This is a genomic window from Pseudomonas sp. B21-051 (assembly GCF_024748795.1).
Classification (GTDB): Bacteria; Pseudomonadota; Gammaproteobacteria; order Pseudomonadales; family Pseudomonadaceae; genus Aquipseudomonas; species Aquipseudomonas putida_A.
The window spans coordinates 3,090,495-3,103,330 of the sequence record NZ_CP087166.1; the positions used below are offsets into that span (position 1 = coordinate 3,090,495).

Below are 12,836 nucleotides of genomic sequence, written 5' to 3' on the forward strand. Positions count from 1 at the left end.
CCCTTCCCCGCAGCCCTTCTGCGCCCTGCCGAATAAGCCGATTCCATGCCTTTCGAACTCAGCGTTGACCTCACCACCCTGGCCGTTCTGGCCCTTGTCGCTTTCATTGCCGGTTTCATCGACGCCATTGCCGGCGGCGGCGGTCTGTTGACCACCCCGGCGCTGCTCACTGCCGGCCTGCCACCGCACCTGGTGCTGGGCACCAACAAACTGAGTTCGACTTTCGGCTCGGCCACCGCCAGTTTCACCTTCTACCGACGCAAACTGTTCCACCCTCGACAGTGGATGCACGCGATCGTCGGCACCCTGGTCGGTGCGCTCACCGGTGCCATCGTCGCGCACTACCTGCCGGCGGAATGGCTGAACAAGATGCTGCCGGCGATCGTCTTCGCCTGTGGCCTGTATCTGTTGTTCGGCGGCACGCCCAAAGCGCCGCTGGACAGCGACGCGCCGATCAAGAAGAAATGGCAATCGACCCAAGGCTTCAGCCTCGGTTTCTACGACGGCGTGGCTGGCCCTGGCACGGGTGCGTTCTGGACCGTCAGCAGCCTGCTGCTCTACCCGATCGACCTGGTCAAGGCCAGCGGTGTGGCGCGCAGCATGAACTTCGTCAGCAACATCGCGGCGTTGTCGGTATTCGTGTTTTCCGGGCAAGTGGACTGGATCATCGGCCTGAGCATGGGCCTGTCGGTGATGGTCGGCGCATTCTTCGGGGCGCGCACCGCGATCAGCGGCGGCGCCAAGTTCATTCGTCCGGTGTTCATCACCGTGGTATTGGGTTTGACCGTGCGCCTAGCCTGGCAACACTGGTTCAGCGTGGCCTAAGCGGCGCGCCACGTAGACGTCGATCAGGTAACGGGCAATCGATTTTGACGCCGGCAACGGCGGCAGATCGTGCACGTTGAACCATTGGGCGTCCTCGATCTCGTCCTCCTGACAGACGATCTCGCCCCCGGCATATTCGGCATGGAAGCCGAGCATCATCGAATGCGGGAACGGCCAGCACTGGCTGCCCATGTACTGGATGTTCTTCACTTCGATGCTGACTTCCTCGCGTACTTCGCGAATCAGGCAATCCTCCGCCGACTCGCCCGGCTCGGCGAACCCGGCCAGCGTGCTGTAGACCCCGGTGACGAAACGCGGTGAACGCGCCAGCAAAATCTCGTCTCCGCGCGTGATCAGCACGATCATGCTCGGCGAAATCCGTGGATAACTGCGCAGGTCGCACGGCTGGCAATACATCGCTCGCTCACGCGGCACCTGCGTCATCGCCTGCCCACAGTTGCCGCAAAAGCGATGTTCACGCGCCCAGGTACCGATCTGCGCGGCATAACCCAGCACTTTGTAAATCGTGTGATCGCCTTCGAGCATGAACGCCCGCAGACCTTTCCAGTTGCAGCCCGGCACGTCGCTGGAACTGCGCAGCTCCAGCAGATACACCGGCTCGCCATCAAGATGGCCGATGCCATGTTCGGCGAGGACTGACAGGTCTTGACGCTTGAGCCATTCCCGCGGGAACAGCGCGCCGTTGTCATCGAACAGAAAGCCTTCGGGGCTGCGCGCCACGGCCCAGCCGCCGGGTTGATCGGTGTCCAGTACTGCAGTGGTCCAGCGAGCTGTCATGGTTTCTCAATCCAGAAATTCGGGTTTCTGTTTACTCATATGGGCGGCCATGGCCACGCGCAAGTCGGTGGATTGCAACATGGCGGCGTTCCAGGTGGCAACGTATTCGAGGCCGTCGTCGATGCGATGATCGCGCATGTAGCTGATCATTTCCTTGGTGCCGGTGACCGCGATTGGCGATTTGCTGGCAATGTCGCGAGCAATGTCCATCACGCCTTCAAGCAGCAGCTCCTTGTCAGCGTAAACGCGATTGACCAGACCGATGCTGCGCGCCTCTTCGGCGCCAAAGGTACGCCCGGTGTAAGCCAGTTCACGCAGCATGCCGTCACCGATGATCCGTGGCAACCGTTGCAAAGTGCCAACATCGGCGGCCATGCCGATATCGATTTCCTTGATCGAGAATTGTGCGTCTTCGGCAGCGTAGCGCATGTCGCACGCGGCGATCAGGTCGATCGCACCGCCGAGGCAATAGCCCTGAATCGCCGCCAGTACCGGTTTGCGGCAGTTGTCGACGGCGTTGAACGAGGCTTGCAGGGTGAGGATCTTGCGCCGCAGCAGGCGCGCGTTACGGCCGACGTCCTTGCCCAGTTCGTTGGCGACGCCAGCGAGCATCATCAGGTCGATGCCGGAGGAAAAGTGTTTGCCGTTGCCGCTCAGCACCACCACCCGCACCTCATCGGTGTCATCGATCCACTGGAAAATCTCGACGATCTCGCTCCAGAACGCGGCGTTCATCGAGTTGATCTTTTCCGGGCGATTGATCTGCACATGCGCGATGTTGTCGGCCAGTTCGACGCTGAAGGCGGTGTATTGAGTCATGGCAGTGATCCTTTACCGGGCAGAAAATGAGGCCCGAACTATAACAAGGCATCACGATGGCGGTTCGGCCAAATGCGGGACTGACTGCCACAAGGTCAGGTAGGTGCCATCAATCCGTGTAGGAGCTGCCGAAGGCTGCGATCTTTTGACTTTGAAGATCAAAAGATCGCAGCCTGCGGCAGCTCCTACAGGGTTTTGTATGTGCAGCAAAGAATCTAACCGCCCTTCACCGCCACATACGCCGCCGTCTCATAAGGCACTGTCAGCACATGCCGGCCACGCAACGCCGGCTCCGAGGCAATCAGCGCGCGGATCTGCTCATCGACCTTGTCGCGCTGCGCCTGCGGCAAGGCCGCAATGAAACTGGTGGAGCGCACCCGATTGAAGATCACGTCTTCCGGCGAGCCGGTGTGCCCGTGATGAAACTGCTGCAACTGCAACGGCCCGAACGCCGGATGCGGAAACGCCTGACGCCACTGGCCGGTGTAATAACGCGGCGTGTCCCCTTCCAGCGCATTGACGATAGCGTCGAGTTTCGGTACCCAGCTGACCTGCGTATCGCGCAGGTTCCAGATCAGCCCGAGTCTGCCGCCAGGCTTGAGCACGCGGGCGATTTCCGTCAGGGCTTCCGGGGTGGCGAACCAATGGAACGCCTGTGCGCAGACCACTGCATCCACCGAAGCGTCGGGCAGTGGCAGATCGGTCGCGGTGCCGCTCACCGCCAACACCTGCGGCCAGGCAGCGGAAAGTTTTTCCAGCATCTGCGCCACCGGCTCCACGGCGATCACCTGCGCGTCGGTGGCCGCCAGCCGTCCGGTGAACTTGCCGGTACCGGCGCCCAGATCGATGACAGTCTTGTGACTGTCCAGACCCAACGTCTGCGTCAGCCACTGACTGACCTGCGGCGGGTAGTCCGGGCGGCCCTTGATGTAGGTGTCGGCGGCAGTCTTGTAGCCGGCAGCAGCGGAGTGATGGACCTGATCTTTCATGGCAGTTCCTCATGTGTCAGCGCCGGGTGATGGCAAAGCGCTGGATGGACGGCAGGCGTTCCCGAGCATAACGCCGAGATTTGCGCGTACCTTGAACAGAGCCTGACAAAGCAATGAATAAAATGCCGGGCTGTGGTGTTCAAAGTGAAACATAACCCTCAGTGGAGCCTTGCCCATGACTATCCGTTCCGTTATGTTCGCCGCCCCGTTGCTGCTTGTGACCGCACTGTCTGCGTCGATGGCGTTTGCCAACGGTGATGAAAGTGCGCCCGTGCAGAAACCCAACTGCCCCAAAGGCCAGGTCTGGGACAGCAAATCGCAGAAATGCGTGCTGCAGACCAGTAGCGCCGTACCGGATGCCGATCGTACCGATTACGCCTACAGATTGGCCAAGGACGGTCGCTACGAAGAGGCCCTGGCCCTGCTCGACACCCTGAAACAACCGAACACCGCCAAAGCCCTCAACTATCGCGGTTACGCCACACGAAAACTGGGGCGTACCGATGAAGGCATCGGCTATTACCTGCAATCGGTGAAACTCGATCCGCAGTACGCGCAAGTGCGTGAATACCTCGGCGAGGCCTATGTGATCAAAGGCCGCGTCGACCTGGCGCAGGAGCAGTTGCAGCAGATCAAATCGATTTGCGGCACATCCTGCGAGGAATACCAGGACCTGGCTGAAGCCATCAACGATTCATCGAAAACCTGACATAGATAAAGGAACGCCATCATCGTCAGCGATCAGGCATTCAGGGCGGAACTCGGACAGCATCTGGCACGGCTGTGGCGCTACGGCCTGCTGCTGTCGCGCAATCGGCACGTGGCCGAGGATCTGGTGCAGGCCACGTGTGTACGGGCGCTGGAGCGTGCCGGCCAATATGTGGCCGGCACGCGCATGGATCGCTGGTTGCTGAGCATCCTGCATTCGATCTGGCTCAACGAAGTGCGCGCGCGTCGGGTGCGTCAGGGTGCGGGACAAGTCGATGCCGACGGGCAACTGGCGTTCGACGGCGAATACGCCGCACAAACTCACGTGATGGCGGCGCAGGTGATTCGCCGGGTCGATGCGTTGCCGGAAACCCAGCGTGAAACCGTGTACCTGGCTTACGTCGAAGGCCTGTCCTATCGCGAAGTCGCCGAGATCCTGCAAGTGCCGATCGGTACCGTGATGAGCCGTCTGGCCACCGCGCGCCTGAAACTGGCCGAGTACCCGCCGCTGCAAGCGGTGCCGAAAACCACCGGAGGTGACCACCCATGAACAAGCCCTCCGACGAACAACTGGTGGCCTACCTCGACGACGAGCTGGACCCCGCGTATCGCGCCCAACTCGACAGCGCGATTGCCGACGACCCGTTGCTCAGCCTGCGCGTGCAATGGTTCGAACGCAGCAGCTTGCCTTACAAGGATGCCTATGACGAACTGGCGCAACAGGCACCGCTGGAACGTTTGCAGGCGCGCCTCAATGCCATCCCCGCCCCTCAGCGGCCTGGCCTGAGTCGACGCTGGTTTATCGGTGCGGCCGCCGCGAGTCTGCTGGCTGGCGGTGTATTGGCTGATCGTCTGTTTCTCGCCTGGCAGTCACAGCCAGCGCATAACTGGCGCGCCCTGGTTGGCGACTACATGGCGCTGTATGTGCCGCAAACGCTCGATCATTTGCCGAGCGACGAGGCCAGCCAACGCGCGCAATTGCGTACGGTGGACGCGCGGCTCGGCCTGAACCTGTCACCGGCGCTACTGAAGTTGCCGGGTGCCGAACTCAAGCGCGCACAAATGCTCGAGTACGACGGCGTACCGATTGCGCAACTCACCTATCTGGACGCCAGACATGGGCCGCTGGCCTTGTGCGTGACCCGCTCCAACAGCGGCAGCCGGCCATTGGCGCACGAACGACGGCATGAAATGAACGTGGTGTACTGGACCGAAGGTGAGCATGCGTGGATGTTGATCGGGCACAACCCGGCGCCGGAACTGGAAGATCTGGCCAAGCGCTTGATCGGTCGGTTGAGCGCATGAGTGCTGCTGCCATTATGCTGAGCGCGTGATTATCCAAGGAGGAAGCATCGATGCAGATTTCACCCCGCAGCGCCCTGCTGGTCATTGACGTGCAGAACGACTTCACCCCGGGCGGCCAACTGGCCGTCCCCGAAGGCGATCTGATTGTCCCGCTGATCAATCGCCTCAGCGGCTTGTTCAAACAAGTGATCATTGCCCAGGACTGGCACCCGACCGGCCACGCGTCATTTGCCTCCAGTCATCCCGGACGCAAACCGTATGAGGTCATTCAGTTGCCCTACGGCGAGCAGACCCTCTGGCCGGATCATTGCGTGCAAGGCACGTCCGGTGCCGAGTTTCATCCGAAGCTGGATCTGCCTCACGCGCAACTGATCATCCGCAAGGGCTGCAATCCGGACATCGACAGCTATTCGGCGTTTCTCGAGGCGGACCGGCGCACCACCACCGGTCTGGCCGGATACCTGAAAGAACGCGGTATCGATACGGTGTACATGGTCGGCCTGGCGCTGGACTTCTGTGTGATGTTCTCGGCGCTGGATGCGCGGGCGGAGGGGTTCAACGCGTTTGTAGTGCTGGATGCCTGTCGCGCCATTGATATGGATGGATCACGGGCGACGGCGATGGAACGAATGCAGACGGCCGGGGTTGGCCTGATTCAGTCAAACCAACTCCTCTGAGCAACACGCCACTCCCAGTAGGAGCTGCGGCACGCTGCGATCTTTTGATTCTGATTTCAAGAACAAGATCAAAAGATCGCAGCCTCGTTTCACTCGACAGCTCCTACAGGGGCTTGATGCTCAGCTGGCAGTGGGCAACCACAATCTGAACCTCGCCCCACCCAATGGCGAACTCTCCACCGTCAACGTCCCGCCTTGCGCCTCCAGCGCCCGACGGCTGATGGCCAGACCCAGGCCAAACCCACCAGTAGCCCGATCACGACTGCGATCGAGGCGATAGAACGGTTCGAAAATCCGCTCGCGCTCGTCATCCGGGATGCCAATGCCATCATCGTCGACCCAGATCCCGCAGCCATCAGGGGTGACCTGCACGCCAATCTGAATGCGTTTTTCGCAATAGCGCATGGCATTGCGCAGCAGATTCTGGATCGCCCGGGCAGTCAGGCGCGGATCCAGCGAAAAGCGTTCGAGCTGACCATTCAGCAACACATCAATGACGATGTCCGGTGATTCCAGCTCTTCATCGACGCTGCCCAGAATGCTGTCGATGAACTCATCCAGCGAAACCTCAACCTGTTCGGGCAATTGCGCCGGGTTCTGCAGACGGCTGTAAGACAGCAATTCCAGCACCAACTCATCCAGTTCGCGAATGTGCGCAACCAGCCCTTGCAGGCGCTCGCGACTGGTCGCCGGTAAGTCATCCGATAGCGCCAGGGCCAGACCGAAGTCCAGACGGGTCAGCGGTGTACGCAACTCATGGGACACCGCATTGAGCAGGTCGCGCTGCTGATTGAGCAGATTTTCGATGTCGCCGGCCATGGTGTCGAACACGTTGGCCAGGCTGCCGATGTTGGAACTGGCGGGGATTTGCGTGCGCTCGTTCAGATGCCCCTTGCCGAAGCGTTCGGCAGCACCCTTGAGACGTTCCAGATCGCGCCAGTGCGGGCGAATCCACAGCAGCAGGCAGGCGAGCATGCTCGCGCCGATCAGCACGTTGATGCTCCAGTACAACAGATTGACGTCCAGCGGATCCGGCGGCACCACCATTTGCACGGCGACGTCATCGTTCAGCGGCGTGACCGCCAAGGTGCGCCAGCCCCAATCGCCAATGCGCACCACGTTTTCCCCTGCGCGCAAACGCACCTGCTCTGCGGCGGTGAACCCGGCGTCGTCGATGCGCGCCAGATCGATGTGCAGCGGCTGGAAGTCCTTGTCCATCGACTGCGCCAGTGCCGGCCACTGATCCTGCGGCACCGAGTGAAACTGCCGGGTGATCAGCGATTGCAGGCCGCGCGAATAGTCGAGGTTGTAAGTGATGAAGCGCTCGCGGAACGCCATGATCACCAGATCCGGCACCAGATAGATCGCCGCACTGTAGGAGACGATCGTCACCAGATACAGGCGAAAGAGAATTCTGAACATCAGCTCAGCATTCCCACTCGGAGCGGCTGAACAGGTAGCCCTTGCCCCATACCGTCTTGATCTTGCGCGCCTCGCCGGCGTGGTCGTCGAACTTGCGCCGCAGCTTGGAGATCGCCACGTCCACCGAGCGGTCGGTGCCGTTGAACTCGATGCCGCGCAGGCGTTGCAGGATCTGGTCGCGGCTCAGCACTTCACCGGCATGCCGGGCCAGCACCACCAGCAAATTGTATTCGCCGCTGGACAGCTCCACCGGTTGCTCGCGCCAGGTCACGGTGCGCTCGGACAAGTCGATGCACAGATTGCCCATCACAATCCGGTCATTGACCGTCATCGGTTCACCGAGGCTGCTGCGCCGCAGCAAAGTACGCACCCGGGCCAGCAGAACCCGTGGCTCGCAGGGTTTGGTGACGTAATCGTCGGCGCCCATTTCCAGGCCCAGCACCTGATCGTGGCTGTCGTCGCGCGCGGTCAGCATCAGGATCGGCAGCGTCGCCGAATCGGCCCGCAGCAAGCGGCAGACTTGCAAGCCGTCGAGGCCCGGCAGCATCAGGTCGAGGATCACCAGATCGGGCGGATTGATCCGTGCCCGCTCACGCACGTGGTCACCACGGCCGATCACGCTGACGGAATAGCCGTTGCGCTCCAGGTAGCTGGAAATCAGTTCGGCGAGGGCGGTGTCGTCTTCGACCAGGAGGATGTTGGGCATGGGGGTGTTCCAGATATTGCTGTGGTGGATGTCAGACCCTCTTCGCGAGCAGGCTCGCTCCCACCTTGATTTTGCGTCGATCACAAAACCTGTGTGGGAGCGAGCCTGCTCGCGAAAGCGGTCCAACCGTCACAAAAGAATTCAAGGCGTAAAGGATATACGCCCTCACCCGTCACTGAGTAAAACCCTTACACAATTTCACACAGCGCCTACAAAGCTTCACCGCTACCCTCGGCGTCTGGCCTTAGGATGCGGGCTTCAATATTGGGGGTGGTACATGTCGAAAAATCTGCTGGCCGGGCTCGGCCTCATCGCCGCTGCGCTGTTGCTGAGCGCCTGTGATTCGTCCTCGAAGGCCGAAGAAGAAGCGCCGCCGGCCACCGTGCGCATCGAGACCATCGAGGCCCGCCCCCTGTCGATCAGCAGCGAACTGAGCGGGCGTATCGCCGCCCCGCGCATCGCCGAGGTGCGCGCCCGGGTGGCCGGTGTGGTGTTGCAACGGACCTTTCGTGAAGGCAGCGACGTGAAGAAGGGCGACGTGCTGTTTCGCATCGACCCGGCGCCATTCAAGGCTGATCTCGATAGCGCCGAAGCCGCGCTGCGCAAGGCCGAGGCCAATGCCTTCCAGGCCAGGCTGCAGGAACAACGCTACGCGCAGTTGATCGACGACAAGGCCATCAGCGCTCAGGATTACGACAACGCCCGCGCCAATGCCCGGCAAACCGCCGCCGATGTGGCAGCCAATAAGGCTGCGGTAGAACGCGCGAAGCTGAACCTCGGCTACGCCACCGTCACCGCGCCGATTTCCGGGCGTGTCGGCCGCGCCCTGGTCACCGAAGGTGCGCTGGTCGGGCAAAACGAAACCACGCCGCTGGCGCTGATTCAGCAGCTCAATCCGATCTACGCCGACCTCACCCAGTCGACCCGTGAGCTCAACGAATTGCGCCGCGCGTTCCGCTCCGGGCAATTGCAGGAAGTCGGTCAGGATCAGGTCAAGGCCACGCTGATTCAGGATGACGGCAGCCTCTATCCGTTGCCGGGCAAGTTGCTGTTCAGCGACATCACGGTCGACCCGGGCACTGGCCAGATCATCCTGCGCAGCGAGTTCCCCAATCCCGATCTCGATCTGTTGCCGGGCAGTTTCATCCGCGTACGCCTGCAACAAGCGACCGTGCAGAACGGCATCACCGTACCGCAACGTGCAGTGCAGCGTGACAGCGCCGGTATCGCTCAGGTGCTGACCGTCGACCAGCAGATGCGAGTGGCCCAGCAGCCGGTGCAACTGGGCGCGGTGCAAAACGACCGCTGGATCGTCATCGGCGGCCTCAAGCCCGGCGACCGCATTGTCATTGAAGGCCTGCAGCACGCCCGTCCAGGCGAAAAAGTGCAGATCGACGACACCCCTCTTCCACTTGCCCAGACCTCTGGTCAGTAAGCAGGACGCTTTCTTATGCCGCAGTTTTTTATCGATCGCCCGGTGTTCGCCTGGGTTGTCGCCCTGTTCATCCTGTTGGCCGGTGCGCTGGCCATTCCGCAATTGCCGGTGGCGCAGTACCCCGACGTCGCGCCGCCACAGATCGAAATCTACGCCGTGTACCCTGGCGCCTCGGCGCAGACCGTCGATGAAAGCGTGGTCAGCCTGATCGAAGAAGAGCTCAACGGCGCCGATCACCTGCTGTACTTCGAATCGCAGAGCAGCCTCGGCAGCGCGACGATCAAGGCCACCTTCCAGCCAGGCACCAACCCGGAACTGGCGCAGGTCGATGTGCAGAACCGTCTCAAAGTGGTCGAGTCGCGCCTGCCGCAGGCGGTGAACCAGCAAGGTTTGCAGGTGGAGAAAGTCTCTGCCGGTTTCCTGCTGCTGATCACCCTGACCTCCAGCGACGGCAAGCTCGATGACGTGGCGCTCAGTGATTATCTGGCTCGCAACGTGATGAACGAGATCAAACGCATCGACGGCGTCGGCAAGGCGCAGCTGTACGGCGCCGAACGGGCGATGCGGATCTGGATCGACCCGCAGAAGCTGATCGGTTTCAACCTGACGCCAGCTGACGTCAACGCGGCCATCGTCGCGCAGAACGCGCAGGTTTCGGCAGGCAGCATCGGCGATTTACCCAACCCGTCTACGCAGGAAATCACCGCGACCATTCTGGTCAAGGGTCAGTTGTCGACGCCGGAAGAATTCGCCGACATCGTGCTCAAGGCCAACCCCGACGGCTCCACCGTGCGCATCGGCGATGTGGCACGGGTCGAAGTCGGCAGTCAGGAATACCAGTTCGGCACGCGCCTGAACGGCAAGCCGTCCACCGCCGTCGGCGTGCAGTTGGCGCCTGGGGCCAATGCGCTGGCGACCGCCACATTGATCCGGGCGAAGATGGACGAGCTGTCGCGCTACTTCCCGGCCGGCGTCGAATACAAAATTCCGTACGACACCTCGCCGTTCGTCAAAGTCTCGATCACCAAGGTTGTCTACACCCTCGGTGAAGCGATGCTGCTGGTGTTTGCGGTGATGTTCCTGTTCCTGCAGAACATCCGCTACACGCTGATCCCGACGCTGGTGGTGCCGGTGGCCCTGATGGGCACCTTCGCCACCATGCTCGCGCTGGGTTTCTCGATCAACGTTCTGACCATGTTCGGCATGGTGCTGGCGATCGGCATTCTGGTGGACGACGCCATCGTCGTGGTGGAGAACGTCGAGCGGATCATGGCCACTGAAGGCCTGTCGCCGAAGGAGGCTACGCGCAAGGCCATGAAACAGATTACCGGGGCGATCATCGGTATTACCCTGGTGCTGGTGGCGGTATTCATCCCGATGGCGTTCATGCAGGGTTCGGTGGGCGTGATTTACCGACAGTTCTCGCTGTCGATGGCGACTTCGATCCTGTTCTCGGCATTCCTCGCCCTGACTCTGACGCCTGCACTGTGCGCCACGCTGCTCAAGCCGATTGCCAAGGGCGAGCCCCACCAGAAGAGCGGATTCTTCGGCTGGTTCAACCGCCGCTTCGAGCAACTGACCGATCGCTATCAAGGCTGGGTCGGCTACGCCCTGAAGCGCAGCGGACGTTATCTGCTGATCTACGGCGTGCTGCTGATCGGTATGGGCTTGTGCTTTGCACGCCTGCCCTCCTCGTTCCTGCCGGTTGAGGATCAGGGGTACACCATCACCGATATCCAGTTGCCGCCGGGTGCAAGCAAGAACCGTACGGTGCAGGTGGTCGAGCAGATCGAAGCGCACAACGCCAGTGAACCGGGGGTGGGCGACAGCACGGTGATTCTCGGCTTCAGCTTCTCCGGTAGCGGGCAGAATGCGGCGCTGGCGTTCACCACCCTCAAGGACTGGTCGGAGCGCGGCAGCGACGATTCGGCTACTTCGATTGCCGACCGCGCCAATATCGCCCTGAGTCAGATCAAGGATGCCATCGCGTTCGCGGTGTTGCCGCCGCCGGTTGACGGCCTGGGGACGTCGAGCGGCTTCGAATTCCGTCTGCAGGATCGCGGCGGTCTCGGTCACGCCACACTGATGCAGGCGCGCACTGAACTGCTCGCCGCCGCAGAAAAAAGCCCGGTGCTGATGAACGTGCGCGAAAGCGCGCTGGCCGAAGCGCCGCAGGTACAGCTGGAAGTGGACCGCAAACAGGCCAACGCATTGGGCGTGTCGTTCGCCGACATCGGCAACGTGTTGTCTACCGCCGTGGGTTCCTCCTACATCAATGACTTCCCCAATCAGGGGCGCATGCAGCGGGTGGTGGTACAGGCCGAAGGCGATCAGCGCAGTCAGGTCGATGATTTGCTGAAAATGCATGTGCGCAATAACGCCGGGCACATGGTGCCGCTGTCGGCGTTCGTTCAGGCCAAGTGGACGCAAGGCCCGGCGCAACTTACCCGTTATAACGGTTATCCGGCGATTGCGATTTCCGGCGAACCGTCGCCTGGCCACAGCACCGGTGAAGCAATGGCGGAGATTGAACGGCTGGTCGCTCAGGGGCCGAAAGGTCTGGGTCAGGAATGGACCGGGCTGTCATTGCAGGAGCGGTTGTCCGGCAGCCAGGCGCCGATCCTGCTCGGTCTGTCGCTGCTGATCGTGTTCCTGTGCCTGGCGGCGCTGTACGAGAGCTGGTCGATTCCGACCTCGGTGCTGCTGGTGGTGCCGCTAGGTGTGCTCGGCGCAGTGTTGGCGGTGACCTTGCGCGGCATGCCCAACGATGTGTTCTTCAAGGTCGGGCTGATTACCATCATCGGTCTGTCGGCGAAGAACGCAATCCTGATCATCGAATTCGCCAAGAGCCTGTATGACGAGGGCCACGATCTGATCGATGCGACGCTGCAGGCAGCGCGCCTGCGCCTGCGGCCGATCGTGATGACTTCGCTGGCGTTCATCCTGGGCGTGGTGCCGTTGGCCATCGCCACCGGCGCCAGCTCGGCAAGCCAGCAGGCAATCGGTACCGGGGTGATCGGAGGGATGATCACCGCAACCCTGGCGGTGATCTTCGTGCCGTTGTTCTTCGTGGTGGTGATGAAGCTCGTACAACGCTTCACCAGACACCACTGATCCCACTGTAGGAGCTGCCGAAGGCTGCGATCTTTTGA

12 protein-coding genes are annotated in these 12,836 nt (G+C 61.5%); 7 read left to right on the forward strand and 5 right to left on the reverse strand.

What is annotated here, in order from left to right:
* Nucleotides 1-45 precede the first annotated feature (45 nt).
* Nucleotides 46-825 carry a TSUP family transporter gene (locus LOY52_RS13760; protein WP_258674352.1) on the forward strand — a complete coding sequence of 260 codons (780 nt, stop codon included), beginning with the start codon at nucleotides 46-48 and terminating at the stop codon, nucleotides 823-825.
* Here LOY52_RS13760 and nudC read toward each other — a convergent pair.
* From nudC to LOY52_RS13775, 3 genes are all read right to left on the reverse strand, one after another.
* The gene (gene nudC / locus LOY52_RS13765) at nucleotides 793-1,623 is read right to left on the reverse strand and encodes an NAD(+) diphosphatase (RefSeq protein WP_258674354.1); all 831 of its coding nucleotides are present in this window, start codon (nucleotides 1,621-1,623) and stop codon (nucleotides 793-795) included. The genes LOY52_RS13760 and nudC overlap by 33 nt on opposite strands.
* 6 nt (nucleotides 1,624-1,629) lie before the next feature.
* On the reverse strand, nucleotides 1,630-2,442 hold the full coding sequence (locus LOY52_RS13770; protein ID WP_258674356.1) for a crotonase/enoyl-CoA hydratase family protein: 813 nt from the start codon (nucleotides 2,440-2,442) through the stop codon (nucleotides 1,630-1,632).
* 215 nt (nucleotides 2,443-2,657) lie between these two features.
* Nucleotides 2,658-3,431 carry a class I SAM-dependent methyltransferase gene (locus LOY52_RS13775; protein WP_258674357.1) on the reverse strand — a complete coding sequence of 258 codons (774 nt, stop codon included), beginning with the start codon at nucleotides 3,429-3,431 and terminating at the stop codon, nucleotides 2,658-2,660.
* Nucleotides 3,432-3,606: 175 nt separating this feature from the next.
* On the opposite strand from LOY52_RS13775, the gene LOY52_RS13780 reads away from it, so the two are divergent.
* The 4 genes from LOY52_RS13780 to pncA all read left to right on the forward strand — a co-directional run bounded on the left by LOY52_RS13780 (nucleotide 3,607) and on the right by pncA (nucleotide 6,121).
* A complete protein-coding gene (locus tag LOY52_RS13780) occupies nucleotides 3,607-4,140 on the forward strand; it encodes a tetratricopeptide repeat protein (RefSeq protein WP_007963417.1) in 534 nt (177 codons plus the stop codon).
* A 63-nt stretch (nucleotides 4,141-4,203) separates the two neighbouring features.
* Nucleotides 4,204-4,689 (forward strand): RNA polymerase sigma factor, encoded by a 486-nt coding sequence (locus LOY52_RS13785; RefSeq protein WP_408980438.1) that lies wholly within the window; start codon nucleotides 4,204-4,206, stop codon nucleotides 4,687-4,689.
* Entirely contained in the window at nucleotides 4,686-5,444 is a 759-nt protein-coding gene (locus LOY52_RS13790) for an anti-sigma factor (RefSeq protein WP_258674360.1), read from the forward strand. Before LOY52_RS13785 ends, LOY52_RS13790 begins: the two co-directional genes overlap by 4 nt.
* Before the next feature lie 50 nt (nucleotides 5,445-5,494).
* Nucleotides 5,495-6,121: a bifunctional nicotinamidase/pyrazinamidase gene (gene pncA / locus LOY52_RS13795; protein ID WP_258674362.1), complete on the forward strand. Its 627-nt coding sequence runs from the start codon at nucleotides 5,495-5,497 to the stop codon at nucleotides 6,119-6,121.
* A gap of 120 nt (nucleotides 6,122-6,241) precedes the next feature.
* Here the strand turns inward: pncA and LOY52_RS13800 are convergent, their stop codons facing one another.
* The gene (locus LOY52_RS13800) at nucleotides 6,242-7,543 is read right to left on the reverse strand and encodes an ATP-binding protein (RefSeq protein WP_258674364.1); all 1,302 of its coding nucleotides are present in this window, start codon (nucleotides 7,541-7,543) and stop codon (nucleotides 6,242-6,244) included.
* A 4-nt stretch (nucleotides 7,544-7,547) separates the two neighbouring features.
* Complete coding sequence (locus LOY52_RS13805) at nucleotides 7,548-8,249, reverse strand: response regulator transcription factor (protein ID WP_003224662.1); 702 nt, start codon at nucleotides 8,247-8,249, stop codon at nucleotides 7,548-7,550.
* A gap of 277 nt (nucleotides 8,250-8,526) precedes the next feature.
* Here LOY52_RS13805 and LOY52_RS13810 point away from each other — a divergent pair, with 277 nt between their 5' ends.
* Complete coding sequence (locus LOY52_RS13810; RefSeq protein ID WP_258674366.1) at nucleotides 8,527-9,684, forward strand: efflux RND transporter periplasmic adaptor subunit; 1,158 nt, start codon at nucleotides 8,527-8,529, stop codon at nucleotides 9,682-9,684.
* Nucleotides 9,685-9,699: 15 nt separating this feature from the next.
* Complete coding sequence (locus LOY52_RS13815; protein ID WP_258674368.1) at nucleotides 9,700-12,798, forward strand: efflux RND transporter permease subunit; 3,099 nt, start codon at nucleotides 9,700-9,702, stop codon at nucleotides 12,796-12,798.
* Nucleotides 12,799-12,836: the final 38 nt, after the last annotated feature.

Coding starts and splice junctions, on each gene's coding strand:
- LOY52_RS13810 (WP_258674366.1), top strand. CDS start 8,527: ATGTCGAAAAATCTGCTGGCCGGGCTCGGCCTCATCGCCGCTGCGCTG.
- LOY52_RS13775 (WP_258674357.1), bottom strand. CDS start 3,431: ATGAAAGATCAGGTCCATCACTCCGCTGCTGCCGGCTACAAGACTGCC.
- nudC (WP_258674354.1), bottom strand. CDS start 1,623: ATGACAGCTCGCTGGACCACTGCAGTACTGGACACCGATCAACCCGGC.
- LOY52_RS13760 (WP_258674352.1), top strand. CDS start 46: ATGCCTTTCGAACTCAGCGTTGACCTCACCACCCTGGCCGTTCTGGCC.
- LOY52_RS13790 (WP_258674360.1), top strand. CDS start 4,686: ATGAACAAGCCCTCCGACGAACAACTGGTGGCCTACCTCGACGACGAG.
- LOY52_RS13780 (WP_007963417.1), top strand. CDS start 3,607: ATGACTATCCGTTCCGTTATGTTCGCCGCCCCGTTGCTGCTTGTGACC.
- LOY52_RS13805 (WP_003224662.1), bottom strand. CDS start 8,249: ATGCCCAACATCCTCCTGGTCGAAGACGACACCGCCCTCGCCGAACTG.
- LOY52_RS13770 (WP_258674356.1), bottom strand. CDS start 2,442: ATGACTCAATACACCGCCTTCAGCGTCGAACTGGCCGACAACATCGCG.
- LOY52_RS13815 (WP_258674368.1), top strand. CDS start 9,700: ATGCCGCAGTTTTTTATCGATCGCCCGGTGTTCGCCTGGGTTGTCGCC.
- LOY52_RS13800 (WP_258674364.1), bottom strand. CDS start 7,543: ATGTTCAGAATTCTCTTTCGCCTGTATCTGGTGACGATCGTCTCCTAC.
- pncA (WP_258674362.1), top strand. CDS start 5,495: ATGCAGATTTCACCCCGCAGCGCCCTGCTGGTCATTGACGTGCAGAAC.